Consider the following 26724-nt stretch of genomic DNA (forward strand, 5'->3'; position numbering starts at 1 on the left):
TCGCCCTGCCACGGATACCGCCATTGACTGAGCCAGCCGCCAACCATAGCCGCACCGCAGCGGGTGTCCGCGCCCGGCCGATGGTGGGCGTCGATACCGGCGGTACGTTCACGGATTTTGTCGCGCTGGTCGATGGCCAGCTGCGGCACTGCAAGGTGCTCTCCACGCCGGATGACCCGTCCCGCGCGATTGTCGAAGGCATCGATCGGCTGGGGCTGGCGGACCGCGACATCGACATCGTGCACGGCACCACGGTCGGCACCAACGCCGTGCTCGAGGGCAAGGGCGCTCGCGTCGCCTACGTCACCAGCGCGGGATTCGCCGATGTGCTGACGCTGGGCCGGCAAGAGCGCGATCACGTCTATCGCCTGGAACAGCCCGCCATGGCGCCGCCGGTGCCGCGTGAGCGTTGCTTCGAAGTCAGCACCCGCATCGATGCCGATGGCGAGCTGATCGCCCGGGCCGACGATGACGAGCTGGCGGCGCTGGCTGCGTCGATTGCCGCGGCTGAGGTCGACGCGGTAGCCGTGAACCTGCTGTTTTCCTTCCTGCGACCGGAAGAGGAGCAGCGCATTGCCGAGGCGCTGGGCGAGCGTTGGTTTGTCTCGCTCTCCAGCGAGGTGCTGCCCGAGGCGCGCGAGTATGAGCGCGGCGTGGCCACTTGGCTGAACGCCGGTGTCGGGCCGCTGATTGGTCGTTACCTGCGCTCGCTGGCCGCGCGCCTGCCGCGCGCGCGCATCGCCGTCATGCAAAGCGCCGGCACCACGGTAGCCGCGGCCACCGCGGCCGGGCACGCGGTCCGGTTGCTACTGTCCGGGCCGGCCGGCGGCATCGCCGCGGCCGAGCAGCTGGGCCGCGCCATTGGCGCGAAGCGGCTGCTGACCTTCGACATGGGCGGCACCTCGACTGACGTGGCATTGGTTGACGGTGGCATCCCGCTGACCACGACCTCGCGCATGGGCCGCTGGCCGCTGACCATTCCCACCGTCGATATCCACACCATCGGCGCCGGTGGCGGCTCGATCGCCCGCGTCGACGCGGGCGGCATGCTGCTGGTGGGGCCGGAATCGGCGGGGGCCGACCCGGGGCCGGCCTGCTACGGCCGCGGTGGCGAGCAGGTGACGGTAACCGACGCCAACCTGGTGCTGGGCCGCATCCCGGCAGGCACGAAATTGGGCGGCTACCTGGCCCTCGACCGGGCCGCAGCCGACGCCGCGATGGCGCGGCTCGCCGACGCCATGGATTGCGACGCGCAGCAGGCGGCGCGTGGCGTCATCCGCATCGCCAATGAACACATGGCCCGGGCATTGCGCGTGATCTCCGTCGAGCGCGGCCATGATCCCCGCGAGGACGCCCTGTTCTGCTTCGGCGGCGCCGGCGGCCTGCACGCCTGCGAGCTGGCTAACCTGCTGGGTATGCGCCGCGTGGTCTTGCCCCGGCGGGCCGGCGTGCTGTCGGCGCAGGGCATGCTGGCGTCCGCGCCCGGGCGCGACGCCGTGGAGGCCATCCTGGCCCCGCTGGCGGACTGGAGTGACACGACGATCGGCGGCCGGTTCGCGGCCCTGTCCGATGCCCTGGCCGATGAACTCGCCGCCGAGGGCCATGTCCGGGCCGACCTGTCTTTCACTCACCAGCTCGAGCTGCGCTACCACGGCCAGGATGCCGGCATCATGCTGCCCTTCGAGCTCGGCGCCGACCACGCCGAAGCCTTCGCCGCGCGCCACGAAGCCGCCAGCGGCTACCGCCTGGAGCGCCCCGTGGAACTGGCCAACCTGCGCCTGGCCGCCCGCGCGACCGCGCCCATGCCCACCTTACCCACCGAGCCGCCCCCGGCCCGCGGGCTCGACGCGCCCGAACGCAACACCGACGTCCCCGTCATCACCCGCGCCGAGCTGGAACAGGCCACCGCACCTCCCATCGACGGCCCGGCCATCATCACCGACACGGTCGGCACCGCCTGGATCCCTTCCGACTGGCAGGCCACGGCCGACCCGCTCGGCAACCTGGTGGTGACGCGTAACGCGTGACGCGCCACTTTGAGAGCGTGTAGCATGCCCTGGGGCGGGCGTTGGCTTCGTTCCGGACTCGCTCGAGTCCATCCATGGATCGCTCATCGGCGGCATCCATGCCGCCGAAGGTCCGGAACGAAGCCAACGCCCACCCCACGGCGTGGAAGGCTGTTCTGTCACGCGTCACGCGTCACCCGTCACCCAAAGAAAAACCCGCCACGAGGGCGGGTTCATCCAGATCCGTAAGAAGCGCCCCGAGGGGCCGCCGGCTTACTTGATCTTTGCTTCCTTGTACATCACGTGCTTGCGGACGACGGGATCGTACTTCTTGATCTCCATCTTGCCGGGCATGTTCTTCTTGTTCTTGTCCGTGGTGTAGAAGTGGCCGGTGCCTTCTGAGGACACCAGGCGAATCTTTTCACGTGCTGACTTGGCCATGGCTAAATCCTCGGTTAGACGCGTTCGCCACGGGCGCGCAGGTCGGTCAGAACGGCGTCGATGCCCTTCTTGTCGATGATCCGCAGGCCTTTCGTGGAGACGCGAAGTTTCACCCAACGGTTCTCGTTTTCCACCCAAAAACGGTGGGTATGGAGGTTGGGCAGAAAACGCCGCTTCCGCTTGATGTTGGAATGCGACACGTTGTTTCCGGACATCGGCTTTTTGCCGGTGACCTGGCAGACTCTGGACATCGGAGTTTCCCGTAGCGACTGGTGCAAAAAAGAGCCGCACTTTATACCGCAGAGTTTTGATCCATGCAAGCTTTTTCGTGGAAATCAGAGCATGCCGCGGCTGGCCATCGACACCGGTTCGCCTTCGCCGATGACGAAATGATCCAGCAAACGGATCTCCAGCAGGCCCAGGGCGTCCTTCAGGCGCCGGGTGATGGCCTGGTCGGCCAGGCTGGGCTCGGTCACGCCGGAGGGGTGGTTGTGGGCCACGATGACGGCGGCGGCTGCGTGGCGCAGCGCCTTTTCGGCCACCACGCGCGGGTATACGCAGGCGCCGTCGATGGAACCCTGGAACAGTTCTTCGCAGGCGATGACGCGGTGCCGCGTGTCCAGGAACAGCCCGGTGAAGATCTCGCGGCGCCGGTCACGCAGCGCGGCGCGCAGGTAGTCGACAGTCTCGGCGGGGCTGGTGAGCGCGCGGCCGCGGCACAGCTGCTGTTCCAGCTGGCGGCGGAACAGTTCGCGGCCGGCCGTGAGTTGTGTCGCCCGCGCCGCGCCAAAGCCGGGGCAGCGGGCAATGTCGGCGGGCTCACTGTCCAGCAGGCCGCGCAGGCCCTTGAAACGGCGCAGGGCGCGGCGGCAGTGGGCGATGTCCGGTGGTGCGGCGCCCATGCCCAGGAAGCGGGCCAGCAGTTCGGCGTCGCCGGCGTTACCGCCAGGTGGCTGGGCCGCGGTCAGTGGTACGGCGGTCACCGCGTCGCGAATGGTTTCGGTCTGTGGCGGAAGTGTGTCCATGGCACACAGTGTGCCGTGCGGTTCGCCGTGGGCGAATAGGAAATCGGCTACAGATTTTGTCATCGATGGATGAAAAGCGGGTGCACCGGGTAACAGGCTTGGTATGATGGCGGGCGCCAGAACGCGGTTTGCCAGCGATGCATAATAAAACCGCGAGCAAGGGAGGCCCGGCGCTTTGAACCAGATGCAAGTGCTCCGCGTTGCCCCAGGGGGGGGCGCATGAACGGGGCAGTCGAACGACCACCGGTCCGCATTCGCGTGCTCGATGCCGCGTTGGGATCGGAATTCCCCCTGCCTGAATACGCCACCGACGGATCCGCCGGTATGGACCTGCGCGCCTGTGTCGTGGACACGCTCGTCATCGGGCCGGGCGAGACCGTGCTCATTCCTACCGGCTTTGCCATGCATATCGCCGACCCGTCACTGGCCGCCGTGATCCTGCCGCGGTCGGGGCTGGGCCATAAACACGGCCTGGTGCTGGGTAACCTGGTCGGGCTGATCGACAGCGATTACCAGGGCCAGTTGTTCGTGTCCTGCTGGAACCGTTCACAGGCGCCATTCGAGGTCGAGCGCGGCATGCGCATCGCCCAGCTGGTGTTCCTGCCGGTGGTGCAGCCGCGCTGGGAAGTCGTCGAGGACTTCGAGGCCAGCGAACGCGGCGCCGGCGGCTTCGGGCACACGGGGCGCGGCTGATGGACCTGGGAACCATGGCCCGCAAGAGCCAGGGCAAGCGCGGCGGCAGCCTGCTGTCCGGCCCGTGGCCATACATTATCGCCGGGCTGGTGATCATCGCCGTGTCCGCGGTGCTGCTGTTCGGTGACAGTGCCGACAGCCGCAACAGCGAAAAGGCGCGCGCCCAGGGCGAGCGGTTGCACAACAGCCTGCGCGAGCCGGTCGTGCAGCTGCGTAACCTGCTGATGAGCGACACCATCCAGGCCGAGACGCGCGTGGTGCTGGACGACCCCGATGCCCACGCGGCGCTGTTGCAGCGCATGCAGGCGCATGTCGCCGAAATTGACAGCGTGCGCGTGTTCGGCGCCGACGCGCTGATGACCGGCTTTGACGAACTGGGTGACGATGGGTTCATCCAGCTGGACATGTTGTTCTCGGCCCTGTCGGACCGTGTCTCGCCGGTGCAGATGGCTGGCCGCGGTGACGGCCAACGCGTGGCCGTGGCGGCGAGGCTGGGTAGCGAGCAGGCGCCGGAGGGTTACGTGCTGGTCACGGCCACGCCCGACCTGGTGCTGGCGCGCTTTAATTCCACCATGCCCGAGGCCGGTTACCTGGCCCTGGAGCACGCCACAGGCGGAAACTCGCCGGTGCCACTGGTGACCATCGGCCAGCCGCCGGTGGGCTTTACCCAGCAGCGCCTGCCGGTGCAGGGCTCGATGTTCCAGATCGTCTTCCCGCAGGTGGTGGCGGTGTCGACCATCAGCGGCCATGAGCGGCTGCTGCTGTTCTTGGTGGGTTGCCTGTTGCTGGCCTGGGGCGTGTTGCGCCACCAGCACGTGCGGCGGGTGTCGCGCGAGATTACCGAGAACAACGCCACACGCGCGCGGGTGGCGGGCAGGGGTGACGAGGAGCAGGCCATGCTGGCCGAAACCCTGGAGCCCGAAGATGAAGCCGAGGCCGCCCGGCTGGCCGACCTGCCGCACGACCTGAGCCTGCGGCCGCCGCAGTCGCGGTTCATGCTGAACAATGGAGATATCGAACCCGTGGAACTGAACGGAGAAATTTTTCGCGCCTACGACATCCGTGGCGTCATGGGCAAAACGCTGGACGCGGGCGTGGCCCGGCAGATCGGCCAGGCCGTTGGCAGCCTGACCATGGACGCCCTGGCCGGCCCCGTGGTGGTGGGCCGGGACGGGCGCGACTCCGGCCCCGAGCTGGTCGATGGCCTGATCGAGGGCATCCTGTCCACCGGCTGCGACGTGATCGACGTGGGCGCGGTGCCCACCGGCGCGCTGTATTTCGCCTGTTACGAACTGGGCCGCGGCTCGGGCGTGATGGTCACCGGCAGCCACAACCCGCCGGACTACAATGGCTTCAAGATCATGGTCGGCGGTAAGACGCTGTTCGGCGACAACATCTATGGCCTGTACGAGCGCATCCGCTCGGGCAACCTGCGCCAGGGCGCCGGCAATGTCGAGGGCCGGGAGGTGCTGGAGCAGTACCGCGACCGCATCGCCAGCGACATCCAGCTCAAGCGCCCGCTGAAGGTGCTGGCCGATTGCGGTAACGGCATTGGCGGGGTGATCGCCGCCGACGTGCTGCGCGCCATCGGCGCCGAGGTGGTGCCGATGTTTGACGACGTCGACGGCTCATTCCCTAACCATCACCCGGACCCCAGCGAGCCGGAGAACCTGCAGGACCTGATCCATTCGCTGAAGGTCATGGACGGTGACCTGGGCGTGGCCTTCGACGGCGATGCCGACCGCCTGGGCGTGGTCACCCCGGACGGGCGCATCATTTACGCCGACCGCGTGATGATGCTGTACATCCGCGAGATCCTGTCGCGCAACCCGGGCGCGAAGATCATTTATGACGTCAAGTGCACCGGCAAGCTGGACGGCATCATTCGCGAGGCTGGCGGCGAGCCGGAAATGTACAAGACCGGTCATTCACTGATGAAAAACCGCATGAAGGAAGTGGGCGCGCCGTTCGCCGGCGAACTGAGCGGGCACTTCTTTTTCGGTGATCGCTGGTATGGTTTCGACTGCGGTATCTACTCGGCCGCACGGTTGCTGGAAATCCTGGCCGATGATGAACGCAGCCCGCAGGAGGTGTTTGCAGCCCTGCCTGACTCGGTTGGCACGCCTGAACTCAAGGTCTACATGAACGAGGGTGAGAACCACCCGTTCATCGAGCGCTTCCAGGACGAAGCCGTGTTCGACGGCGCCACGGTCAGCAATATCGACGGCGTGCGCGCCGACTACCCGGATGGCTGGGGCCTGGTGCGCGCCTCCAACACCACGCCGGTGCTGGTGCTGCGTTTCGACGCCGACGACCATGCCGCGCTAGAGCGCGTGCAGGAGGCGTTCCGCGCGCAACTGCTGGCGCTCAACCCGGAACTGGAGTTGCCGTTCTGAAAATGCCGCTGACAGCCCTGGCGCTGCTCGCGGCGGCGCCGGCCCTGGCGCAGGACCGGGTGGCCACGGTCAGCAGCGTCACGCCGGTGCCGGACGCCTGCCTGTCCGGCCTGGTCGCCCTGCAGGTGGACGGCGTGATGCAGACGCCGGTGATGTCGTTTGACGACTCGGACCTGGACTCGGCCACCGGCGAGGTCGCCGAGTCGAGCCCGGACCAGGCACCGAAGGTGGAAGACTGGGAAGTGGAACTGCTGCCCGGCGTGCACCGCCTGAGCGGCATCGTTGAAATGGACACGTCGCGCTGCAAGGTCGCGCGCGGCAATGCCGGCGTGACCATGGCGCCGCTGGAGGCCATGTTCGAGGCCGGGCGCGCCTACCGCGTGGGTTTCGACCACTCCGCCGCCGATGCCGCGGAGTGGCGCCTGGTATTGATCGAAGACGCCCTTCAGTAGGCGAAATCGCGGAAGACCGGGTCGACCGACCCGTTCCAATCACCCTCGTAAAGCGCAAGCAGCCGGTCCGCCGGCGTCTCGCCGCTGTCCGCGGCCCGCTGTAACGGGGCCAGGAAGCCGCTTTCGTTGTCGCCGGCGGCGTCCAGGCGGTTGCGCGCGGCCAGGCCGACGCGGGCCAGGTCCAGCAACTCCGTGGCAATCTCGCGAACCGTGCGACCGCCGACCTTCGCGGCCAGGCCATCACGGGCGGCGTCGTGTCGCAGCGCGGCGCGCTCCTCGATGGTCCAGTCGCGGGCGATGTCCCAGGCCGCACTCAGCGAGGCCGGGTGATACAGCAGCCCGGCCCAGAACGCGGGCAGCGCGCACAGCCTGTCCCAGGGGCCGCCGTCGGCGCCGCGCATTTCCAGGAAACGCTTCAGCCGCACTTCCGGGAACGCCGTGGTCAGGTGGTCTTCCCAGTCGGTCATCGTCGGGCGCTCGCCGGGCAGGGCGGGCAGGCGGCCGTCGATGAAATCACGGAACGACATGCCGGCGCAGTTGACGTACTGGCCGTCGCGCCGCACCAGGTACATCGGCACGTCCAGCATGTAGTCGACGTAGCGTTCGAAACCCATGCCGTCCTCGAACACCCAGGGCAGGATGCCAGTGCGGTCCGGGTCGGTGTCTTCCCACACGTGCGAGCGAAAGCTCAGGAAGCCGCTGGGCTTGCCCTCGACGAACGGCGAGTTGGCGAACAGCGCGGTGGCGATGGGCTGCAGCGCCAGCGAGGTGCGGAACTTGCTGACCATGTCGGCCTCGGAGCCGAAATCCAGGTTCACCTGCACGGTGCAGGTGCGGGTCATCATGTCCAGGCCCATGGTGCCGACGGTCGGCATGTAATCGCGCATGATGCGGTAGCGTGATTTGGGCATCCACTGCATTTCGTCACGCCGGCATTTGGGGTGGAAACCCATGCCCAGGAAGGCCACGCCCAGCGGTTCACAGACGGCCTTCACCTGCTTTAAGTGGGTGTTCACTTCACGGCAGGTCTGGTGGATGTCGTCCAGCAGCGCGCCGGACAGTTCGAGCTGGCCGCCGGGCTCCAGCGTGATCGACGCGCCGGTGTCATCCAGCAGGGCGATGATGTTGCCGTTCTCAAGCACCGGCTGCCACGGAAACTGCTCGGCCAGGCCGGACAGCACCGCGCCGATGCCACTGGGGCCATCGTAGGGCAGCGGTTTCAGGTCGGCGGTGGTAAAGCCGAACTTCTCGTGCTCCGTGCCCAGGCGCCAGCGTTCCGGCGGTTTGCAGCCGGACTCCAGGTACTCGACCAGCTGGGTTTTGCCCGTGATGACCGGGCTGGAATCGTTCCCGGCCAAGGCGGGTCTCCCATTGTTTGGTGAATGGATTAGGATACACCTGAAACCCGCACCAGGCCCATTGATGTCAGCCCGGATTTTCACAGCTGTGCTCATCTGCGCTTCGCTCGCCGCCTGTGGCCGCGAGGACACGCCGGGGCCGGGCGCGCGTGATGCCGTGCACCGCGCCCAGCCGGTGGCGTTGCGCATGGTGGACGGCCGCCCTGACCCCGCGGTGCTGGCGGCCGAGCAGGTGCTGCATCGCGACAATGGCAACGAGCCGCAGACGCTGGACCCCCACCTGGCCCAGGGCGTGCCGGCGGCCAATATCCTGCGCGACCTGTTCGAGGGCCTGACCGCCGAATCACCTACGGGCGCCATCATTCCCGGCGCGGCGGAGCGCTGGAACATCAGCCGCGATGGCCTGCTGTACACGTTTCACCTGCGCGCCAACGGCCGCTGGTCCAACGGCGACCCGGTCACGGCCACGGATTTTGTCGAGGGCTTCCGCCGCAGCGCCGATCCGGCCACGGCATCGCAGTATGCGCACGTGTTGCGCCCCATCACCGGCGCCGCCGGGGTGCTGGCCGGCACCGCCCCCGTCGACTCGCTGGGCGTGACGGCGCTGGACGAGCGCACGGTGCAGGTCAGCCTGGTCGACCCCACGCCGTACTTCCTGGGCCTGCTCAGCCACGCGTCCACCTACCCGGTCCACCGGCCCAGCGTCGCGGCCCATGGCGAGCGCTATCCGCGCCCCGGCAACCTGGTGTCCAACGGCGCCTTCGTGCTGTCGGAGTGGAAGGTGCGTTCGCGCATCGAGCTGACGCGCAACCCGCACTACCACGGCGTCGCGGACGTGATTCCCGAGCGGGTGGTCTACTACCCCTACGAGGACAGTTCCACCGCGCTCAAGCAGTACCGGTCGGGCCGGTTGCACTGGACCTGGGAGGTGCCGGCCAACCAGTTCGACTGGCTGCAGGCCAACTACCCGGACGAGCTGGCCATCAGCCCCTGGCTGGGCTCCTATTTCCTGGGCTACAACCTGTCGCGGGAGCCATTCGCGCATTCACTGGAACTGCGCCTGGCCCTGGTGCTGGCCGTGGACCGCGAGATTCTCACCGGAAAGGTGACCCGCTTTGGAGAACAGCCGACCTTCAACCTGGTGCCGCCGGGCATCGGCGATTACGAGCCGCCGGAGCCGGAATGGACAGGCTGGACCCAGGCACAGCGCGAGGAAGAAGCGCGCCGCCTGTTTGCCATCGCCGGCTATGGCGACGACCGGCCGCTGCGCGTGCAGCTGCGCTACAACACCAGCGAAAACCACAAAAAGGTCGCGCTGGCCGTGGCATCGATGTGGAAGCAGGTGCTGGGCGTGCAGACCGAGCTCATCAACGAGGAATGGAAGGTGTTCCTGCAGAACCGCCAGCAGAAGGTGCTGACCCAGGTATTCCGCGCCGGCTGGATTGGCGATTACGCGGACCCGTACACCTTCCTGGAGCTGTTCCGCAGCGGTCACGGGCAGAATGACTTCGCCTTCAGCGACACGCTGTACGACACGCTGCTGGAGCAGGCGTCGTCGGAGCGCATCCCGGCGCGCCGGAACCGCCTGATGGTCGAGGCCGAGCGCGTGCTGCTGGAGGACCAGCCCATCATTCCGCTGTACACCTACGTGACCCGGCGGCTGGTGGACCCGCACCTGCGGGGCTGGGCGCCCAACGTCATGGACCACCACTACAGCCGGCACATGTTCCTGCTGAAATCGGAGCCGCGACCATGACCGCCGACCATGGCGTCATGCGCCACGCCGGCCGCCGCCTGCTGGGGCTGCTGCCGACGCTGCTGTTGCTGATCACCATCGTCTTTTTCATGGTGCGCGTGGCGCCGGGCGGCCCCTTCGATGCCGAAAAGGCGCTGCCGCCGGAGATCCAGGCCAACCTGGAGGCGCGCTATCACCTGGACGAGCCGCTGATCCAGCAGTACTTCCGCTACCTGGGCCAGGTGCTGCGGTTCGATTTCGGGCCGTCATTCCAGTACCGCGACTGGACCGTCAATGAGCTCATCGCGCAGGGTTTCCCGGTGTCTTTGACCATCGGCGCGCTGGCCTTGCTGCTGGCGCTGGCGATTGGCGTACCGGTGGGGGTGGTGGCCGCGCTGCGGCAGAACAGCGTCACGGATTACTCGGTCATGGGCCTGGCGATGCTGGGGGTGTCGATACCGAATTTCGTCGTCGCGCCCATCCTGATCCTGCTGTTCGCGGTCTACGCCGGCTGGCTGCCGGCCGGTGGCTGGGAAGGCGGCTGGACGCAGCTGGTGCTGCCGGTGGTGACGCTGGCGCTGCCGGTGATTGCCTACATTGCCCGACTCACGCGCGGCAGCATGATCGAGGTGCTGCACAGCAACTTCATCCGCAATGCCCGCGCCAAGGGGCTGCCGGAGCGCCAGGTGATCCTGGGCCATGCGCTGAAGCCGGCGCTGTTACCGGTGATCTCCTACCTGGGGCCGGCTACGGCCGGCCTGATCACCGGCTCCGTGGTCATCGAGCGCATCTTCGCCATCCCGGGCCTGGGCAGCTATTTCGTCCAGGGCGCGCTGAACCGCGATTACACGCTGGTCATGGGGGTGGTGATCTTCTATGGCTTCCTGATTATCGTGCTGAATTTCATCGTCGACCTGCTTTATGTCTGGCTGAACCCCAGGGTGCGCTATGGCTCGGGCTGAACCCGCCGTCGAAACGGTCGATGCCTTCGAGGCGGCGCTCACGCTGGGCGACGTCAAGGGCCGCTCGCCGTGGGAGGATGCCTGGCACCGGCTGCTGAAGAACCGCGCGGCGATCTCCGCCGCCGTCGTCATGGCCGTGGTTGTGCTGGCCGTTATCGTCGGCCCGTGGCTGAGCCCGTGGGACATCGATTACACCGACTGGGACCACACCTCGGCGCCGCCCAGCCTGGCGAACGGTCACTGGTTCGGCACCGACGCGGTGGGCCGCGACATCCTGGTGCGGACGCTGCAGGGCGGTCGTATCTCGCTGCTGGTGGGACTGGTCGCGACCCTGGTCAGCCTGGTCATCGGCGTGACTTACGGCGCCGTGGCCGGTTATTACGGCGGCACCACGGACCGGCTGATGATGCGTGCCGTGGATATCATCTACGCGCTGCCGTTCATGTTCTTCGTGATCCTGCTGATGGTGGTGTTCGGGCGCAATATCGTGCTGATTTTTGTCGCCGTCGGCGCCGTGAACTGGCTCGACATGGCACGTATCGTGCGCGGCCAGACGCTGAGCCTGAAACGCATGGAGTTCATCGAGGCGGCCCGGGCCAGTGGCGTGGAGGCGCATGACATCATCCGCCGTCACATCATTCCCAACCTGCTGGGCGTGGTCATGGTCTACGTCACCCTGACCATCCCGCAGGTGATCCTGGTGGAATCGTTCCTCAGCTTCCTGGGCCTGGGGGTGCAGGAGCCGATGAGCTCCTGGGGCGGGCTGGTGGCGGACGGCGCCCAGGACATGGAGTCGGCGCCCTGGACGCTGGTGTTTCCGGCGCTGTTCCTGACCGTGACGCTGTACTGCTTCAACTACATCGGCGACGGCCTGCGGGACGCGCTCGATCCCAAGGACCGCCAATGACCCCGGTGCTGGAAGTCCGCGACCTGCGGGTGCGCTTCGACACGCCGGACGGCGAGGTCGAGGCCGTGCGCGGCATCGATTTTGACCTGGCGCCGGGCGAGTCGCTGGGCGTGGTGGGCGAGTCGGGCTCCGGCAAGACCCAGGCCTTCATGGCGATCCTGGGCCTGCTGGCCGAGAACGGCAGCGCGACGGGCGTCGCCCGCTATCGCGGAGAAGACCTGATGGCGATGTCGCCTTCGGAACTGAACCGCCATCGCGGCCATGACATCGCGATGATCTTCCAGGACCCGATGACCGCGCTGAACCCCTACCTGTCCATTGAGAAGCAGATGGTGGAAGTGGTCATGCACCACCAGGGGCTGGGGCACGCGGAGGCCCGGGCTCATGCCATTGAAATGCTCCGCGCCGTTCGCATTCCCGACCCCGAGCAGCGCATCGACCAGTACCCGCACGAGTTTTCCGGCGGCATGCGCCAGCGCATCACGATTGCCATGGGGCTGTTGTGCGAGCCGGACATCCTGGTGGCCGATGAGCCGACCACGGCCCTGGACGTGACCGTACAGGCACAGATCGCCCGCCTGGTGGGCGACATTGCGCGGCGCTCGCACATGTCGTCGGTGCTGATCACCCATGACCTGGGCGCCGTCGCCGGCGTCTGCGACCGGGTGATGGTGATGTATGCCGGACAGGTGGTCGAGACAGGCAGCGTAGGCGATATCTTCTCCGCGCCGCGGCACCCGTACACCCAGGGGTTGCTGGCGTCCATGCCGCGCCTGGATCGCATCGATGACGTGTTGCCAGCCATTCCCGGCAATCCGCCAAACCTGTCCGATATCCCCGCGGGCTGCGCGTTCCGCGCCCGCTGCTCACGGGCCTTCGAGGCCTGCGGCGAGCCGCCACCGCTGCACCCGCTGGGCGGCGACCGCGCCAGCCGCTGCCACCTGGAGGACGCGCCGTGAGCGACCCCGTGCTGAAGGTGCAGGACCTGTCCGTGTGGTACCCGGTCGAGCAGGGCGGCCTGTTCCGCCGCCGTACCGTGGACCTGAAGGCCGTCGACGGGGTCAGCTTCGAGCTGGCGCCGGGCGAGACGCTGGGCGTGGTCGGCGAGTCCGGCTGTGGCAAGTCGACGCTGGCCCGCGCGCTGCTGGGGCTGGTCAAGCCGCGGCGTGGACGCGTGCTCTGGCTGGGTGAGGACCTGGTCAAGCTCGATGACGAGGCCATGCGCCGCAAGCGCAAGGAGCTGCAGATCATCTTCCAGGACCCGCTGGCCTCGCTGGACCCGCGCATGACCGTGGGCGACATCATCGCCGAGCCGCTGTGGACGTTCTATCCGAACATCGCCCGTGTCCAGGTCATGGAGCGGGTGCGCGGCATGATGAAGCTGGTGGGGCTGCTGCCCAACCAGGTGAACCGTTACCCGCACGAGTTTTCTGGCGGCCAGTGCCAGCGCATCGGCATCGCCCGCGCGCTGGTGCTGAACCCGCGACTGATCGTCTGCGACGAGCCGGTCAGCGCGCTGGATGTCTCGATCCAGGCGCAGATCATCAACCTGCTGCGTGAACTGCAGAAGAAGCTGCGCCTGTCACTGATCTTCATCGCCCACGACCTGTCGGTGATGCGCCACATCAGCGACCGCGTCATGGTCATGTACCTGGGGCGCTCGATGGAAGTGTCGGATGCCGCCTCGCTGTACCGGCGGCCGCTGCACCCGTACACCAGCGCGCTGATCCGCTCCGCGCCGGTGCCGGACCCCGCGCTGGCGCGGTTCCGCGCCGATGCCGGCCTGACCGAGGACATGCCCTCACCGCTGAATCCGCCATCGGGCTGCGTGTTCCATACCCGCTGTCCCTACGTGGTCAAACGCTGCCAGCGCGACGTCCCGGCATTGCGACGCATGCCGGACGGCAACTGGGTCGCGTGCCATCGAGCCGAAGACCTTGATCTCGGCATCGTCAAACCCGCCCCGGTCAAACTATAATGACGACCCGCTACACATCGAACATGAGCATCATGCGTAAAATTTCATCACGGTCGCTGGCCGTTGCACTACTGGCCCTGGCCCTGCTGACCGGCTGCGGCACCACCAAGGTGGTGGACACCTGGACGTCGGATGAAGTGAGCCCGGTCGAGCCACAGCGCCTGGCCGTGCTGGCTGCCTGGCCCGAAGACCTGCAGCGGCGCGTGATCGAGCGCGATATCGTTTCCGGCCTGCGCAAGGACGGCGTCAACGCCGTGGCGGCCAGCGAACTGCCCGGCATGAGCAGCCGCCTGACCCGCAGCGAAGCCGAGAAGGCGCTGCGCAACGCGGACGTCGATGCCGTGGTGCTGGTGTTCGTCATCGGCGGTGGCGGCGGTGGCAAATACGTCCGCTCCGACTACTGGCTGCAGTACGCCGGCACCGGCGTCGGTTATGGCTGGTACCACCCCTATTACACCGACTTCTACGACGTTTACGTGGTCCGCGAAGGCCCCGGCTACACCGAGTCGACCACCGAGATCTTCCTGGAGACGTCCTACGTCGACGTGCGCCAGCTGTCACGCGTGTGGAGCATCGTCACCAAGTCCGACGACATCGAGTACCAGGACATGGCCGCGAAAATCGCCGGCAAGGTGTCGTCGCAGATGAAGAAGCACGACCAGCTGTAAGCGGCTGGCGGCGGCTTGGACAACCACGACGAACGCCGCCGGCTCGAAGCCGGCCTCGACGTGCTGGGCCTGTCGCCCACGCCGGGGCAGGTCGATCACCTGGCCGGCCACCTGGCGCTGATCCGCAAATGGAGCAGCGCCTATAACCTGGTCGCCCCGGGCGAGCTCGACCACCTGGTGACCCGTCACACGCTCGACTCCCTGAGCATCCTGCCCCATGTGGGCGAGGGTCCGCTGCTGGACGTGGGCACCGGGGCGGGTTTCCCGGGGCTGCCGCTGGCCATCGTCCGGCCCGCCGATGATCACTGGCTGGTGGACAGCGCCGGCAAGAAGATCCGCTTCCTGGCCAATGCCGCGCGGCAGCTGGACCTGGACAATGTCCATGCGACGCACGGTCGGGTCGAGCGCTTCTCACCCGCGGTGGAGTTCAGTACCATCACCTCGAGGGCCTTCAGCTCGCTCACGCTGTTCGCCGAGACGGTCCGGCACCTGGCCGGCCCCGACACGCGCCTGCTGGCCATGAAAGGCCGGCTGGACCCGGCCGAAATCGACGCCCTGCCCGAATGGGCACGCCTGGACGGCGAGCCGGTCCGCTTGCTGGTCCCCGGGCTGGGCGCCGAGCGTCACCTGGTGACCCTGCGCCTGGCGCCACCCGATAACGACTGAAAAGAGAACCCATGGCCCGCATCATCGCCATCGCCAACCAGAAAGGCGGGGTCGGCAAGACCACCACCGCCGTTAACCTGGCCGCCGCCCTGGCGGACATGAACCATGCCGTCCTGCTGGTCGACCTGGACCCGCAAGGCAATGCGTCCACGGGCTGTGGCGTGAACCCGCACGAGCTCGAAACCACGGCCTACGACGTGATGACGGCCGAGGCGCCCATCGCCGACGTCATCCTGCGCCTGGACGAATTCCAGTTCGACCTGCTGCCGTCCAACGGCGACCTGACCGCCGCCGAGATGAAACTGATGGGCGTGGACGGCCGTGAGTTCCGCCTGCGCGACGCGCTCGAAGACGTCGCGCCGCGCTACGGCTGGGTGATTATCGACTGCCCGCCGTCGCTGAACATGCTGACGCTGAACGCGCTCGCCTGCGCCAACAGCGTGCTGGTGCCCATCCAGTGCGAGTACTACGCGCTGGAAGGCCTGGCCGCGCTGCTGAACACCATTGACCAGGTGCAGGACAGCGTGAACCCGCGGCTGGAAATCGAAGGCCTGCTGCGGACCATGTACGACGCCCGCAACAATCTCTCGGCGGCCGTGTCCGACCAGCTGATCGAGAATTTCGGCGACCGCGTTTACAAGACCCTGATCCCGCGCAACGTGCGCGTGGCCGAGGCCCCCAGCCACGGCGTGCCGGTGTTACGCTATGACCCGGGCTCGCGCGGCTCCCTGGCCTATATCGGCCTGGCCGGCGAGATGCTCCGCCGCCGTCGCGACCGCGATGCCGGCCGCGCGCCCACCGACACCGCGCACACCCCGCGCGAACACGACTGAACCGGATACCACCCATGGCCGCCAAGAAAGCCCCGCTCGGACGCAACCTCTCTTCCATGCTCTCCAAGAGCACGCTGGCGAAAGCCGATGCCGACCGCGCCGCGGACAACGGCAGCACGGCGGCCCCCGGCGACGCGAGCCTGCGCGAACTGCCGCTGGACCGCATCACCCCGGGCCCCTACCAGCCGCGTTCCATCTTCGATGAAGACAAGCTGGACGAACTGGCAGACTCGATCGAGAAACAGGGTGTGATCCAGCCCATCGTCGTACGCGAGGTGGGCGCCGGTTTCGAGCTGATCGCCGGTGAGCGCCGCTGGCGCGCCGCGCAGCGTGCCGGCATCGACACCATCCCGGCCATCGTCCGCCGCGTGCCCGACGAGATCGCCGTGGCCATGGCGCTGGTCGAGAACATCCAGCGCGAAAACCTGAACCCGCTGGAAGAAGCCACCGCGCTGCGCCGCCTGGTCGACGAATTCCAGCTCACCCACGCCGAGGCCGCCGAGGCCGTCGGCCGCTCCCGCTCCGCGGTCTCCAACCTGCTGCGCCTGCTGGAACTGTCAGCCGACGTGCGCGGCCTGGTCGACGACCGTCACCTGGAAATGGGCCACGCCCGCGCGCTGCTCGCCCTGCCGCCCGAGCTGCAGGTCACTGCCGCACGCGAAGTGGTGCGCAAGCAGCTCTCCGTGCGCGAAACCGAGCAACTGGTCAAGCGCCTGCAACGGCCGAACAAGCCCAAACCCCGCGCCATCAACCCCGACATCCTGCGCCTGCAGGACGACCTGACCGAGCGCCTGTGCGCGAAAGTGCGCATCCAGCACGGCGCCAAGGGCAAGGGCAAACTGGTGATCGATTACAACTCGGCGGACGAGTTGGAGGGCATCATCGGGCACCTGGCCGGGGATGGGGGGTAGGAGGGAGGAGTTAGGAGGGAGGAGGTAGGCGTCAGTTCAGTTTTCTCTCCTGGGCGTTGATCAGGCCTGACAGCAGGCCGTAGAGGTCTTGCAGGCGTGAATGGATGGCGGGTTGTCTGGTCTGGAGTCGAAGCGCCTCGGCCAGGTGGACCTGGGTTTCGAGTTCGGCGAGAGAGCCCCTGGCAATTCGCAGGAATCGACGAAACTCCATGGTCGAGCCCCTTGCAGCGCCCTCGGCAATATTCGAAGGAATGGAAATCGCCGCGCGTCTCATCTGTGAAGTTATCCCAAACCGTTCAACAGCCGGAAACGCGACGGTGTACTCATAGATCTCCACCACAAGCTCAACGGCTACCTTCCACGCATCCAGTCGCATATGTGCCCGAACCACGTTTCACCCCCCTTGCCACTGATAAATTCATACTGACCACCCAACGACCCCCTATCTATAGCCAATCCCCCTACACGACTGTAGGAACATCACGCTCCCTCCTCCCTCCTCCCTCCTCCCTCCTCCCTCCTCCCTCCTCCCTCCTCCCTCCTCCCTCCTCCCTCCTCCCTCCTCCCACATTCCCCCTCCCTATCTATTGCCCTATAGAAAACCGGGGTGTTAAAATGGGCGGTCTTTGGCGGACGGAAGTGATTTTTGCTTTCACCCGCCTGAAAAAACGCGGCCTGGGGGCCGCTTTTCGTTGATGAGGCAGTGCGGATGAGCGTCCAGGGCGCCGATAAATCGACGGGTTGCCCGTCGGCGGTTCGCCCGGTCGGGTCGTCAAACCCTGGCATGGTTCGCCGGTGGCTGCGGATGCAGTCGTTGGCGTCGCTCGCCATGGCGGGTGCGCTGTTGCTGGTTGGCCCGGTGGCCGCCTACTCGTCGATGTTCGGCAGTCTCGCGGTGTTTTTGCCCGCTTTGTTGTTTGCCCTGGTGGTGGCACGCCGGTTCGGAAGCGATCCGGTGACCTTCCTGCGAGCGGCGACGATGGGCGAGGCCGGAAAACTGCTGATGACGGTGCTGGTTTGCGTGGCGGTTTTCGCTTTCGTCAAACCGCTGGCGCCGGGCTGGTTTTTCGCCGGCATGCTGGTCACCATGGCGGCCGGCTGGCTTGGCTTGATTTTCAATCGATAGCACCCACCTGTGCGGTGGGGCAAACAGGACACGATCGGACTGGATCCAAATGGCAGCTGAAGGCGAAGCGCTCACCGCGAGCGGATATATCCAGCATCACCTCGTCAACCTGACGTTCGGTAAGCACCCGGAGAACGGCTGGGGCTTTGCCCATGGCGCCGAGGAAGCGGCGGCGATGGGTTTCTGGGCGATTCACGTCGACACCATGTTCTGGGCCCTGTTGCTGGGCCTGGTTTTCTGTGTCGCGTTTCGCAAGGTGGCGAAAGCGTCCAATTCCGGCGTGCCCACACGTTTCCAGGCGCTCATCGAAATGGTCGTCGAATTCGTCGATGAAAGCGTGAAGGACTCCTTCCACGGTACCAGCCGACTGGTTGCGCCGCTGGCGCTGACCATTTTCGTCTGGACTTTCTTCATGAACTTCATGGACCTGATCCCCGTGGACTGGCTGCCGTCGGCCGCCATGGCCATGGGTATCGACTACCAGAAGGTCGTGCCGACCACGGACGTCAATGCCACCATGGGCATGTCGATTACCGTGTTCGCGCTGATGATCATCTACAGCATTCGTTACAAGGGCGCGGGCGGCTTCCTGAAAGAGCTGGTCATGAACCCGCTGAACCCGAAAGAGCTGGGCCTGCCGGTGGTCGCGTGGCCGCTGCTGATGGCGTTCAACCTGGTGGTCGAACTGGCGTCACTGCTGGCCAAGCCGGTCTCGCTGGGTCTGCGACTGTTCGGCAACCTGTACGCGGGTGAGCTGATCTTTATCCTGATCGCGCTGGTGTTTACCGCCGGTTCCGGCCTGTTTGGCGCGGGCCTGAGCTCGATCTTCGGCGACCATATCCCGGCCTGGTTCTGGATCGTCGCCAGTGTCGCCGTGTTTGCCACGCTGTGGGCGAACATGAAGGGCAAACTGAACATGAAGATGACGTTGTGGCTGCTGCTGGCGGAAGTTTTCCTGGTGGGTGGCATGGCGTTCCTGGGCGGGCAGTTGATGCACTTCGGGTGGGCCGCGTTCCACCTGATCGTCATCCTGCTGCAGGCCTTCATCTTCATGATGCTGACCATCGTCTACATGTCGATGGCCACGGAACATCACTAGGCCGGCGGCTTGTCGCTCGACCTGTAACTATTTTTTGGTAGCAAGAAACTCTTAAACGGAGAGTCAGAAATGGAAACTGTAATTGGTATGACCGCAATCGCCGTCGCCCTGCTGATCGGCCTGGGTGCACTCGGTGTAGGTATTGGTGTGGGTATGCTGGGCGGTCGCCTGCTGGAAGGCTCAGCCCGCCAGCCGGAACTGGCCCCGATGCTGCAGGGCAAGTTCTTCCTGGCCGTTGGCCTGCTTGACGCTGTCGCCATGATCGGTGTGGCCATCGCGCTGCTGCTGGTGTTCGCGAACCCGTTCATCGGCCAGCTTGAGCCCTTCCTGGGCTAAGTCGAGCGCTGTAGCCCTTTTGCGCCCCTTTTGGGGCGCTGAATTGACCGTCGAGGTGCAGGCATGAACATGAATGCCACGCTAGTACTGAACTCGATCGCCATGTTGATCTTCGTGTGGTTCTGCATGAAGTTCGTCTGGCCGCCGTTGCTGAAGGCCCTGGATGAGCGCCGCGAGAAGATCGCGGACGGCCTGGCCGCTTCCGATCGTGCCGAAAAGGCGCTCGAGGAAGCCGGTGTCGAAGCCGAGCGTGAAATCCGCGCGGCCCGCGACAAGGCGGGTGAGATCGTGGACCAGGCCAACCAGCGCCATGGCCAGATCCTGGAGCAGGCGAAGGACGATGCCGTGTCTGAGCGCCAGCGCCAGGTCAACGCGGCCGAGGCGGAAATCGCCCAGGCGGCGCACCAGGCGCGCGAGTCCCTGCGCGGTTCCGTGGCCAGCCTGGCGGTTCTGGGTGCCTCCAAGATCCTTGAGAAAGAGATCGACGAGAACGCCCACCGCGAGCTGCTGGACAAGCTGATCGCCGAGATCTGAGCGCAGGATTGAGCTGAGTCATGAGCAACGAAACGACACTGGCACGACCCTACGCCAAGGCCGCTTTTGGCGTGGCGAAGGACGCCGGCGACCTGGCGGGTTGGGGCGCTGCCCTGGCCGCGGCCAGCGCCGCGGTCAGCGAGCCGAAAATGGCCGCATGGCTGGGTGCGCCGTCACTGGACCGCGCCAAGGCCGTAGGCATGATCAACGACGCCGTGGGCGGCGATGAGAAGTTCGGCCGTTTCCTTGCCGTGCTGGCGGAGAACGACCGCCTGCCGCTGTTGCCGGAAATCACCGCGATGTTTGGCCAGCTCCGCGAGGCAGCCGAAGGCCGGCTCGAGGTGAAGGTCGTGTCCGCCGTGGCCCTGGACGATGACCAGGCCGCGCGCATGAAAACGGCGCTGGCCAAGCGCTACGATCGCGAGATCGACCTGGCCAACGAGGTGGATGCCTCGGTGCTGGGTGGTGCAGTGATCTACGCCGGCGACGAAGTGATCGACGGTTCCCTTAAAGGGCGCCTGGACAAGCTGTCCGCGACTCTGAACCGGGTCTGACCGAACATTTGAATGCAGACCGGCCCAGGTGCCGGCCCTGACAGGAAAAAGACGATGCAAGCAACTTTGAATCCATCTGAAATCAGCGACATCATTCGCGAACGCGTTGAGCAGCTGAACCTCTCTGCCGAGACCCGTAACGAGGGTACGGTGGCGTCGGTCTCCGACGGCATCGCCCGCATCCACGGCCTCGAAGACGCCATGCAGGGTGAGATGATCGCGTTTCCGGGTGATACCTACGGCCTGGCGCTCAACCTCGAGCGTGACTCCGTCGGTACCGTAATCCTGGGTGACTACGAGCACATCACTGAAGGCGATACGGTTAAATGCACCGGTCGTATTCTCGAAGTGCCGCACGGCCGAGGCCTGCTGGGTCGCGTCGTCGACGCCCTGGGCAACCCGATCGACGGCAAGGGCCCGATCGACAATGATGGATTCGCGCCGATCGAGAAGGTCGCGCCGGGCGTGATCTGGCGAAAGTCGGTTGACCAGCCGGTACAGACCGGCCTGAAATCCATCGACGCCATGGTGCCCATCGGCCGTGGCCAGCGTGAGCTGATCATTGGTGACCGCCAGATCGGTAAGACGGCGATCGCCATCGACGCCATCATCAACCAGGCGAAGTCCGGCATTAAGTGTATCTACGTTGCCGTCGGCCAGAAGCAGTCCACCGTGGCGAATATCGTTGCCAAGCTGGAAGAGCACGGCGCCATGGAGCACACCATCGTGGTGAACGCTTCTGCGTCCGACTCTGCGGCCATGCAGTACATCGCGCCGTACGCCGGCTGCACCATGGGTGAGTACTTCCGCGACCGCGGTGAAGACGCCCTGATCATTTACGATGACCTGACCAAGCAGGCCTGGGCTTACCGCCAGGTGTCACTGCTGCTGCGCCGTCCGCCGGGCCGCGAAGCCTACCCGGGTGACGTCTTCTACCTGCACTCGCGCCTGCTGGAACGCGCCGCGCGTGTGTCCGAGGACTACGTGGAGAAGTTCACCGACGGCGCCGTCAAGGGCCAGACCGGTTCACTGACCGCGCTGCCGATCATCGAAACCCAGGCGGGTGACGTGTCGGCCTTCGTCCCGACCAACGTGATCTCGATCACGGACGGCCAGATCTTCCTGGAAACCGACCTGTTCAACGGCGGTATCCGCCCGGCCGTGCACGCCGGCCTCTCGGTCTCCCGAGTGGGTGGTGCGGCGCAGACCAAGGTGATCAAGAAGCTTGGCGGTGGTATCCGCCTGGCGCTCGCCCAGTACCGTGAGCTGGCGGCCTTCGCCCAGTTCGCTTCCGACCTGGATGACGCCACGCGCGCCCAGCTGGAACGCGGCCAGCGCGTCACCGAGCTGATGAAGCAGAAGCAGTACAGCCCGATGTCGGTCTCGCAGATGGCCATCTCCCTGTTCGCCGCCGACCGCGGTTACATGGACGACGTCGAACTGGCCAAGATCGGTGATTTCGAAGCGGCGCTGCTGGCGCACATCGCCAGCGTCAACGGCGACCTGGTCGACACGCTGAACACCGGCGACTGGAACGGCGATATCGAGGCCAGCCTCGACGCGGCCGTGAAGGAATTCAAGGCCAGCGGCAGCTGGTAAGCCCGGTCTGACGGAGCGAAAGAATGGCAGGCAGCAAGGAAATCACAGGCAAGATCAAGAGTGTCGAGAACACCAAGAAGGTGACCTCGGCGCTGGAGATGGTGTCGGCCAGCAAGATCCGGAAATCGCAGGACCTGATGAATGCGACCCGGCCCTATGCGCGGATGATGCGTCGCATTATCGGCCACCTGGGCAAGGCCAACCCGGAATACCGCCATCCGTTCACCATCGAACACGAAGGCGACGTCAAGAAGGTCGCGTTCATCGTGGTGTCCACTGATCGCGGCCTGTGTGGTGGCCTGAACACCAACCTGTTCAAGAAGCTGCTGGGCGAGATGCGTCACTGGCAGGAGCAGGGTGCCGAAATCAGCCTGGCGACGCTGGGCAAGAAGGCGTCCGCGTTCTTCCGTAACGTGAAGGTGGAGATTTCCACCCACGTGCAGGACCTGGGCGAAAAGCCGCAGATCGAAGACCTGATCGGCTCGATCCGCACCGTGCTCGATGCCTACCGTGCCGAGGAAGTCGACCGGGTGTTCCTGGTCTACAACGACTTCATCAACACGATGGCGCAGACGCCGACGGTGGACCAGTTGTTGCCGCTGCCGGAAACCGACGACGAGGAAGTCCGCGATATCTGGGACTACATCTACGAGCCGGATTCCGAAACGCTGCTGGACACGGTCCTGGTGCGTTACATCGAGTCGCAGGTCTACCAGGCGGTCCTGGAGAACCTGGCCAGCGAACATGCCGCGCGCATGATCGCCATGAAGAACGCCACCGACAATGCCGGTGAACTGATCGACGAGCTGAAACTGGCCTTCAACAAGGCCCGCCAGGCCGCGATCACGCAGGAAATCAGCGAGATCGTCAGCGGCGCAGCCGCCGTCTGAGTGGGTGACACGTGACGCGTGACGCGTGACGAAGAGCCGGATCGAAGAATTTTGGGATTTATTGAAAGGGTGGAAGGCGAAGCGTAGTGGGACAACGAGGGCTGTAAGCCCGTCACCCGTCACGCGTCACGCGTCACCAAAATTGCGGAGCAATTGAAGATGAGCAAAGGATCAATCGTTCAAGTCATCGGCGCTGTTGTCGACGTGGAGTTCGCTCGCGAAGACCTGCCGAAGGTCTACGACGCCCTGACGGTGGACAACACCGAGATCACGCTGGAAGTTCAACAGCAGCTGGGCGACGGCGTGGTGCGTACCATCGCGCTGGGTTCCACCGATGGCCTGAAGCGCGGCATCCCGGTGTCCAACACCGGCGCGCCGATTTCCGTGCCCGTGGGTGAGAAGACCCTGGGTCGCGTGATGGACGTGCTGGGTCGCCCGATTGACGAGGCCGGCCCGATTGGCGCCGAGAAGGCCATGCCAATTCACCGTAAGCCGCCTTCATACGAAGAGCAGGCCGGTGGCAACGACATCCTGGAAACCGGCATCAAGGTCATCGACCTGATCATGCCGATCGCCAAGGGCGGTAAGGTTGGCCTGTTCGGCGGCGCCGGCGTGGGCAAGACCGTGACCCTGATGGAGCTGATCCGTAACATCGCCATCGAGCACTCGGGCTACTCCGTGTTCGCCGGTGTGGGTGAGCGTACCCGTGAGGGCAACGACTTCTACCACGAGATGAAGGAAGCCGACGTTCTGTCCAAGGTGGCGCTGGTCTACGGCCAGATGAACGAGCCGCCGGGCAACCGTCTGCGCGTGGCGCTGACCGGCCTGACCATGGCCGAGGAATTCCGTGACGAAGGCCGTGACGTACTGATGTTCATCGACAACATCTACCGTTACACCCTGGCCGGCACCGAGGTGTCCGCACTGCTGGGCCGTATGCCTTCCGCCGTGGGTTACCAGCCGACTCTGGCTCTTGAAATGGGCCTGCTGCAGGAGCGCATCACCACCACCAAGACCGGTTCCATCACGTCCTTCCAGGCCGTCTACGTGCCCGCGGATGACCTGACTGACCCGTCTCCGGCCACCACCTTCGCTCACCTTGACGCGACGCTGGTACTGTCCCGCTCCATTGCCGAGCAGGGCATCTACCCGGCCGTGGATCCGCTGGATTCCACCTCGCGCCTGCTGGACCCGAACCTGATCGGCCAGGAACACTACGACGTGGCCCGCGCCGTGCAGGGTGTACTGCAGCGCTACAAGGAGCTGAAGGACATCATCGCCATCCTGGGCATGGACGAGCTGTCCGAGGAAGACAAGGCCACCGTGGCCCGCGCCCGTAAGGTGCAGCGCTTCCTGTCACAGCCGTTCTTCGTGGCCGAGACCTTCACCGGTGCGCCCGGCAAGTACGTGACCCTGAAAGACACCATCCGTGCCTTCAAGGGCATCGTCGACGGCGAGTACGACCACCTGCCCGAGCAGGCGTTCTACATGGTCGGCGGCATCGAGGAAGCCATCGAGAAAGCCAAGGAAATGCAGAAGAAGGAAGCGGCCTGAGCTGGTAACGGCACAGGCCCTACCGGGAACGCGACATGAGCAAAACCATCCAGTGTGACATCGTCTCCGCGCAGGACGCCATCTGGTCCGGCAAGGCCGCCTCGGTCTTTGCCAATGGCGTCTCTGGCGAACTGGGCATCTACCCGCGCCACACGCCGCTGATCACCCAGCTCCAGCCTGGCCCGGTTCGCGTGGTCGACGAAAACGGCGAAGAGCAGTTCTTCTTCGTTGGCGGTGGCATCATCGAGGTGCAGCCGCATATTGTGACCGTGCTGGCGGACACCGCCATGCGCGGCGACGACCTGGACGCGGCCGCGGCCCAGCGCGCCAAGGAAGAAGCCGAGCGCGCCCTGGAAAACCGCGGTGACGACACCATGGACGTGGGCGAGGCGCAGAAGAAACTGGCCGAGGCCATGGCCCAGCTGCAGGCGCTGGAGCAGTTGCGCAAGAAGCTCAAGCACTGAGTTCAATTCAGAGTGATGCTGAAGAAGCCGGCCTTGAGCCGGCTTTTTCATGCCTGGCGTTTCGGCGCCTCGTGCTGGTGTATGATTTCCGTTCCTGCACCGCAGAGAATACTCATGGCGAAACCAAACGTTGGTCTACTGCTTTGTCTCCTGCTTGGCGCGTTCGGCCTGGCAGCCTGTTCAAACACGGAAAGTGAATCCGCGACAGCCGAATCGAACCCACCGGAGATCACTGCTCCGGCCGCGGCGACGCCTGAGCCGGTTGAGCCAACGCCCCAGGTTGAAGACGTTGCAGGGTCCCAACTTGCCGACACGGCCTGGTCACTGGTCAAGATTCAGTCCATGGATGACAGCGTGGCCGAACCCTCCGCGGATACCGCCTACACCATCACGTTCAATGCCGATGGCCGCGCCAGTATGCAAGTCGATTGCAACCGCGGTGCCGGTAGCTGGGAGTCGGTTTCACCGGGACAGCTGACCTTCGGCCCCCTGGCGCTGACCCGGGCAATGTGCCCACCGGGATCCATACACGACCGGTTCGTACGCGAGCTGGAGTATGTTCGGACCTACGTGATGCGCGACGGTAACCTTTACCTGGCCACGATGGCCGACGGGTCAATCCTTGAATTCGAACCGTTGGCGAACTGACGCGGTACGGGGCGAAGCCATGTCAGCTGCGAATATTTCCAGGTGCCTGGTCGCGATTGGCATGGCGTTCTCTTCGCCCCTGCTGGCGCAATCCAATGGCGATTTGGCCCATCCGGCACTGAGTAGCACATTTGAACTGCAGCTTGGCGCATTTTTTCCCAACAACGGGCTGGAGCTTCAGGCCAACCTGGATGATTCCAACCTTGGCGACCTGATCGACTTCAACAAGGTGTTTGGCGTCGACAAAAGCGATAGCACGTTCGCCCTGGATTTTCGCTGGCGTTTTGGAGAGAAATGGTCGGTTTCCGGCCAGTACTGGGATGCCAGGGTCTCGGGTCGACGCGTCCTGGAAGAAGACATCACCTGGGAAGACCTGACGCTTGAGTCGGGAAGTTTCGCCGAGGCGGGGGTCGACACGGCCGTGATGCGGGTGTTTTTCGGTCGCGAGTTCATGAGTGGACGCGACTACGAGTTCGGCGCCGGCCTGGGTTTCCACTGGATGGAAATCGAGGCGTATATCCAGGGCGAGGTGAAAACCAATGTTGGTGGTATAACCACCGAGCGACGTGACGCCGATGTCGGCGCACCATTACCCAATATTGGTGCCTGGTACATCTATGCACCGAACAGCACGTGGGCGGTGCAGGCCCGCGTGGACTGGCTGAGCGCCAGTTTTGACGAGTATTCCGGCAGCCTGTTCAACAGCGGCGTAATGGCCAGTTACCAGTTCACGGACAACGTGGGCCTGGGCCTGTCTTACAACTACTTTGAGCTGGACGTTGACGTCGATGACACCTACTGGAATGGCGGCGCGGAAATCAGGCAGCACGGCCCGTTTGTCTCGCTGATCCTTGATTGGTGAGCGCGCTCTGACCGACGCGTCACGATT

29 protein-coding genes are annotated in these 26724 nt (G+C 65.4%); 24 read left to right on the top strand and 5 right to left on the bottom strand.

The window, feature by feature from the left end; translation table 11 throughout:
- The first annotated feature begins 23 nt into the window (after positions 1-23).
- Positions 24-2027, top strand: a complete 2004-nt coding sequence (locus tag F3N42_RS09995) for a hydantoinase/oxoprolinase family protein (RefSeq protein ID WP_224784839.1) — start codon at positions 24-26, stop codon at positions 2025-2027.
- A 252-nt stretch (positions 2028-2279) separates the two neighbouring features.
- On the opposite strand, the gene rpmG is transcribed toward F3N42_RS09995, so the two are convergent.
- The 3 genes from rpmG to radC all read right to left on the bottom strand — a co-directional run bounded on the left by rpmG (position 2280) and on the right by radC (position 3472).
- Positions 2280-2447, bottom strand: coding sequence for a 50S ribosomal protein L33 (rpmG, locus tag F3N42_RS10000; RefSeq protein ID WP_150864312.1), 168 nt, complete (start codon positions 2445-2447; stop codon positions 2280-2282).
- Between the two features lie 14 nt (positions 2448-2461).
- Complete coding sequence (rpmB, locus tag F3N42_RS10005) at positions 2462-2698, bottom strand: 50S ribosomal protein L28 (RefSeq protein WP_150864313.1); 237 nt, start codon at positions 2696-2698, stop codon at positions 2462-2464.
- Between the two features lie 84 nt (positions 2699-2782).
- The gene (gene radC, locus F3N42_RS10010) at positions 2783-3472 is read right to left on the bottom strand and encodes a RadC family protein (RefSeq protein ID WP_150864314.1); all 690 of its coding nucleotides are present in this window, start codon (positions 3470-3472) and stop codon (positions 2783-2785) included.
- Positions 3473-3691: 219 nt separating this feature from the next.
- Between radC and dut the strand changes: the two genes are divergently transcribed.
- The 3 genes from dut to F3N42_RS10025 are packed head-to-tail and all read left to right on the top strand — an operon-like array spanning position 3692 to position 7013.
- The gene (gene dut, locus F3N42_RS10015) at positions 3692-4165 is read left to right on the top strand and encodes a dUTP diphosphatase (protein ID WP_150864315.1); all 474 of its coding nucleotides are present in this window, start codon (positions 3692-3694) and stop codon (positions 4163-4165) included.
- The gene (locus F3N42_RS10020; RefSeq protein WP_224784840.1) at positions 4165-6561 is read left to right on the top strand and encodes a phosphomannomutase/phosphoglucomutase; all 2397 of its coding nucleotides are present in this window, start codon (positions 4165-4167) and stop codon (positions 6559-6561) included. The genes dut and F3N42_RS10020 overlap by 1 nt, the downstream gene beginning before the upstream one ends.
- A gap of 2 nt (positions 6562-6563) precedes the next feature.
- Complete coding sequence (locus F3N42_RS10025) at positions 6564-7013, top strand: hypothetical protein (protein ID WP_150864316.1); 450 nt, start codon at positions 6564-6566, stop codon at positions 7011-7013.
- Here F3N42_RS10025 and F3N42_RS10030 read toward each other — a convergent pair.
- Positions 7007-8371, bottom strand: coding sequence for a glutamate--cysteine ligase (locus F3N42_RS10030; RefSeq protein ID WP_224784841.1), 1365 nt, complete (start codon positions 8369-8371; stop codon positions 7007-7009). The two genes, F3N42_RS10025 and F3N42_RS10030, sit on opposite strands and share 7 nt — an antisense overlap.
- Positions 8372-8435: 64 nt before the next feature.
- Here F3N42_RS10030 and F3N42_RS10035 point away from each other — a divergent pair, with 64 nt between their 5' ends.
- From F3N42_RS10035 to F3N42_RS10075, 9 genes are read left to right on the top strand one after another with little or no spacing between them, the layout of a single operon-like run.
- Entirely contained in the window at positions 8436-10127 is a 1692-nt protein-coding gene (locus F3N42_RS10035) for a peptide ABC transporter substrate-binding protein (protein WP_191621347.1), read from the top strand.
- A complete protein-coding gene (gene oppB, locus F3N42_RS10040; protein ID WP_150864319.1) occupies positions 10124-11068 on the top strand; it encodes an oligopeptide ABC transporter permease OppB in 945 nt (314 codons plus the stop codon). Before F3N42_RS10035 ends, oppB begins: the two co-directional genes overlap by 4 nt.
- Positions 11055-11975, top strand: coding sequence for an ABC transporter permease subunit (locus F3N42_RS10045; RefSeq protein ID WP_150864320.1), 921 nt, complete (start codon positions 11055-11057; stop codon positions 11973-11975). The genes oppB and F3N42_RS10045 overlap by 14 nt, the downstream gene beginning before the upstream one ends.
- Positions 11972-12934, top strand: a complete 963-nt coding sequence (locus F3N42_RS10050) for an ABC transporter ATP-binding protein (protein WP_150864321.1) — start codon at positions 11972-11974, stop codon at positions 12932-12934. Before F3N42_RS10045 ends, F3N42_RS10050 begins: the two co-directional genes overlap by 4 nt.
- Positions 12931-13953 carry an ABC transporter ATP-binding protein gene (locus F3N42_RS10055; protein WP_150864322.1) on the top strand — a complete coding sequence of 341 codons (1023 nt, stop codon included), beginning with the start codon at positions 12931-12933 and terminating at the stop codon, positions 13951-13953. The genes F3N42_RS10050 and F3N42_RS10055 overlap by 4 nt, the downstream gene beginning before the upstream one ends.
- A gap of 23 nt (positions 13954-13976) precedes the next feature.
- A complete protein-coding gene (locus F3N42_RS10060; RefSeq protein WP_191621348.1) occupies positions 13977-14621 on the top strand; it encodes a hypothetical protein in 645 nt (214 codons plus the stop codon).
- A 15-nt stretch (positions 14622-14636) separates the two neighbouring features.
- Positions 14637-15287, top strand: a complete 651-nt coding sequence (rsmG, locus tag F3N42_RS10065) for a 16S rRNA (guanine(527)-N(7))-methyltransferase RsmG (protein WP_150864324.1) — start codon at positions 14637-14639, stop codon at positions 15285-15287.
- A gap of 11 nt (positions 15288-15298) precedes the next feature.
- Positions 15299-16120, top strand: a complete 822-nt coding sequence (locus tag F3N42_RS10070) for a ParA family protein (RefSeq protein ID WP_150864325.1) — start codon at positions 15299-15301, stop codon at positions 16118-16120.
- A gap of 14 nt (positions 16121-16134) precedes the next feature.
- A complete protein-coding gene (locus F3N42_RS10075; RefSeq protein ID WP_150864326.1) occupies positions 16135-17031 on the top strand; it encodes a ParB/RepB/Spo0J family partition protein in 897 nt (298 codons plus the stop codon).
- A 31-nt stretch (positions 17032-17062) separates the two neighbouring features.
- Here the strand turns inward: F3N42_RS10075 and F3N42_RS10080 are convergent, their stop codons facing one another.
- A complete protein-coding gene (locus F3N42_RS10080) occupies positions 17063-17407 on the bottom strand; it encodes a four helix bundle protein (RefSeq protein WP_150864384.1) in 345 nt (114 codons plus the stop codon).
- Between the two features lie 333 nt (positions 17408-17740).
- On the opposite strand from F3N42_RS10080, the gene F3N42_RS10085 reads away from it, so the two are divergent.
- The 11 genes from F3N42_RS10085 (at position 17741) to F3N42_RS10135 (ending at position 26697) form a co-directional block, all read left to right on the top strand.
- Positions 17741-18157, top strand: a complete 417-nt coding sequence (locus F3N42_RS10085) for an ATP synthase subunit I (RefSeq protein WP_150864327.1) — start codon at positions 17741-17743, stop codon at positions 18155-18157.
- A gap of 49 nt (positions 18158-18206) precedes the next feature.
- Positions 18207-19256, top strand: a complete 1050-nt coding sequence (gene atpB, locus F3N42_RS10090) for a F0F1 ATP synthase subunit A (RefSeq protein WP_150864328.1) — start codon at positions 18207-18209, stop codon at positions 19254-19256.
- Between the two features lie 69 nt (positions 19257-19325).
- Positions 19326-19592 (top strand): F0F1 ATP synthase subunit C, encoded by a 267-nt coding sequence (gene atpE, locus F3N42_RS10095; protein WP_150864329.1) that lies wholly within the window; start codon positions 19326-19328, stop codon positions 19590-19592.
- 63 nt (positions 19593-19655) lie between these two features.
- Positions 19656-20126 carry a F0F1 ATP synthase subunit B gene (locus F3N42_RS10100; RefSeq protein ID WP_150864330.1) on the top strand — a complete coding sequence of 157 codons (471 nt, stop codon included), beginning with the start codon at positions 19656-19658 and terminating at the stop codon, positions 20124-20126.
- 20 nt (positions 20127-20146) lie between these two features.
- Positions 20147-20680 (top strand): F0F1 ATP synthase subunit delta, encoded by a 534-nt coding sequence (locus tag F3N42_RS10105; protein ID WP_150864331.1) that lies wholly within the window; start codon positions 20147-20149, stop codon positions 20678-20680.
- Between the two features lie 54 nt (positions 20681-20734).
- Positions 20735-22279: a F0F1 ATP synthase subunit alpha gene (gene atpA / locus F3N42_RS10110; RefSeq protein WP_150864332.1), complete on the top strand. Its 1545-nt coding sequence runs from the start codon at positions 20735-20737 to the stop codon at positions 22277-22279.
- A gap of 23 nt (positions 22280-22302) precedes the next feature.
- A complete protein-coding gene (gene atpG / locus F3N42_RS10115; RefSeq protein WP_150864333.1) occupies positions 22303-23169 on the top strand; it encodes a F0F1 ATP synthase subunit gamma in 867 nt (288 codons plus the stop codon).
- A gap of 159 nt (positions 23170-23328) precedes the next feature.
- Positions 23329-24723: a F0F1 ATP synthase subunit beta gene (atpD, locus tag F3N42_RS10120; RefSeq protein WP_150864334.1), complete on the top strand. Its 1395-nt coding sequence runs from the start codon at positions 23329-23331 to the stop codon at positions 24721-24723.
- 35 nt (positions 24724-24758) lie between these two features.
- Positions 24759-25187, top strand: coding sequence for a F0F1 ATP synthase subunit epsilon (locus tag F3N42_RS10125; protein WP_150864335.1), 429 nt, complete (start codon positions 24759-24761; stop codon positions 25185-25187).
- A gap of 15 nt (positions 25188-25202) precedes the next feature.
- Positions 25203-25835: an META domain-containing protein gene (locus F3N42_RS10130; protein ID WP_224784848.1), complete on the top strand. Its 633-nt coding sequence runs from the start codon at positions 25203-25205 to the stop codon at positions 25833-25835.
- Between the two features lie 19 nt (positions 25836-25854).
- Positions 25855-26697, top strand: coding sequence for a hypothetical protein (locus F3N42_RS10135; protein WP_150864337.1), 843 nt, complete (start codon positions 25855-25857; stop codon positions 26695-26697).
- Positions 26698-26724 lie beyond the last annotated feature (27 nt).

The sequence above is a fragment of the Marinihelvus fidelis genome (genome assembly GCF_008725655.1).
Classification (GTDB): Bacteria; Pseudomonadota; Gammaproteobacteria; order Xanthomonadales; family SZUA-36; genus Marinihelvus; species Marinihelvus fidelis.

What these genes read in the sequence shown, in the direction of transcription:
- atpE (WP_150864329.1), top strand. Translation starts at nt 19,326, where the DNA reads ATGGAAACTGTAATTGGTATGACCGCAATCGCCGTCGCCCTGCTGATC.
- F3N42_RS10060 (WP_191621348.1), top strand. Translation starts at nt 13,977, where the DNA reads ATGAGCATCATGCGTAAAATTTCATCACGGTCGCTGGCCGTTGCACTA.
- radC (WP_150864314.1), bottom strand. Translation starts at nt 3,472, where the DNA reads ATGGACACACTTCCGCCACAGACCGAAACCATTCGCGACGCGGTGACC.
- F3N42_RS10105 (WP_150864331.1), top strand. Translation starts at nt 20,147, where the DNA reads ATGAGCAACGAAACGACACTGGCACGACCCTACGCCAAGGCCGCTTTT.
- F3N42_RS10100 (WP_150864330.1), top strand. Translation starts at nt 19,656, where the DNA reads ATGAACATGAATGCCACGCTAGTACTGAACTCGATCGCCATGTTGATC.
- oppB (WP_150864319.1), top strand. Translation starts at nt 10,124, where the DNA reads ATGACCGCCGACCATGGCGTCATGCGCCACGCCGGCCGCCGCCTGCTG.
- F3N42_RS10025 (WP_150864316.1), top strand. Translation starts at nt 6,564, where the DNA reads ATGCCGCTGACAGCCCTGGCGCTGCTCGCGGCGGCGCCGGCCCTGGCG.
- rpmB (WP_150864313.1), bottom strand. Translation starts at nt 2,698, where the DNA reads ATGTCCAGAGTCTGCCAGGTCACCGGCAAAAAGCCGATGTCCGGAAAC.
- rpmG (WP_150864312.1), bottom strand. Translation starts at nt 2,447, where the DNA reads ATGGCCAAGTCAGCACGTGAAAAGATTCGCCTGGTGTCCTCAGAAGGC.
- F3N42_RS10020 (WP_224784840.1), top strand. Translation starts at nt 4,165, where the DNA reads ATGGACCTGGGAACCATGGCCCGCAAGAGCCAGGGCAAGCGCGGCGGC.
- F3N42_RS10075 (WP_150864326.1), top strand. Translation starts at nt 16,135, where the DNA reads ATGGCCGCCAAGAAAGCCCCGCTCGGACGCAACCTCTCTTCCATGCTC.
- dut (WP_150864315.1), top strand. Translation starts at nt 3,692, where the DNA reads ATGAACGGGGCAGTCGAACGACCACCGGTCCGCATTCGCGTGCTCGAT.
- F3N42_RS10085 (WP_150864327.1), top strand. Translation starts at nt 17,741, where the DNA reads ATGAGCGTCCAGGGCGCCGATAAATCGACGGGTTGCCCGTCGGCGGTT.
- F3N42_RS10080 (WP_150864384.1), bottom strand. Translation starts at nt 17,407, where the DNA reads ATGCGACTGGATGCGTGGAAGGTAGCCGTTGAGCTTGTGGTGGAGATC.
- F3N42_RS10070 (WP_150864325.1), top strand. Translation starts at nt 15,299, where the DNA reads ATGGCCCGCATCATCGCCATCGCCAACCAGAAAGGCGGGGTCGGCAAG.
- F3N42_RS10135 (WP_150864337.1), top strand. Translation starts at nt 25,855, where the DNA reads ATGTCAGCTGCGAATATTTCCAGGTGCCTGGTCGCGATTGGCATGGCG.
- F3N42_RS10125 (WP_150864335.1), top strand. Translation starts at nt 24,759, where the DNA reads ATGAGCAAAACCATCCAGTGTGACATCGTCTCCGCGCAGGACGCCATC.
- F3N42_RS10050 (WP_150864321.1), top strand. Translation starts at nt 11,972, where the DNA reads ATGACCCCGGTGCTGGAAGTCCGCGACCTGCGGGTGCGCTTCGACACG.
- F3N42_RS10035 (WP_191621347.1), top strand. Translation starts at nt 8,436, where the DNA reads ATGTCAGCCCGGATTTTCACAGCTGTGCTCATCTGCGCTTCGCTCGCC.
- atpG (WP_150864333.1), top strand. Translation starts at nt 22,303, where the DNA reads ATGGCAGGCAGCAAGGAAATCACAGGCAAGATCAAGAGTGTCGAGAAC.
- atpB (WP_150864328.1), top strand. Translation starts at nt 18,207, where the DNA reads ATGGCAGCTGAAGGCGAAGCGCTCACCGCGAGCGGATATATCCAGCAT.
- F3N42_RS10045 (WP_150864320.1), top strand. Translation starts at nt 11,055, where the DNA reads ATGGCTCGGGCTGAACCCGCCGTCGAAACGGTCGATGCCTTCGAGGCG.
- atpD (WP_150864334.1), top strand. Translation starts at nt 23,329, where the DNA reads ATGAGCAAAGGATCAATCGTTCAAGTCATCGGCGCTGTTGTCGACGTG.
- F3N42_RS10130 (WP_224784848.1), top strand. Translation starts at nt 25,203, where the DNA reads ATGCTGAAGAAGCCGGCCTTGAGCCGGCTTTTTCATGCCTGGCGTTTC.
- atpA (WP_150864332.1), top strand. Translation starts at nt 20,735, where the DNA reads ATGCAAGCAACTTTGAATCCATCTGAAATCAGCGACATCATTCGCGAA.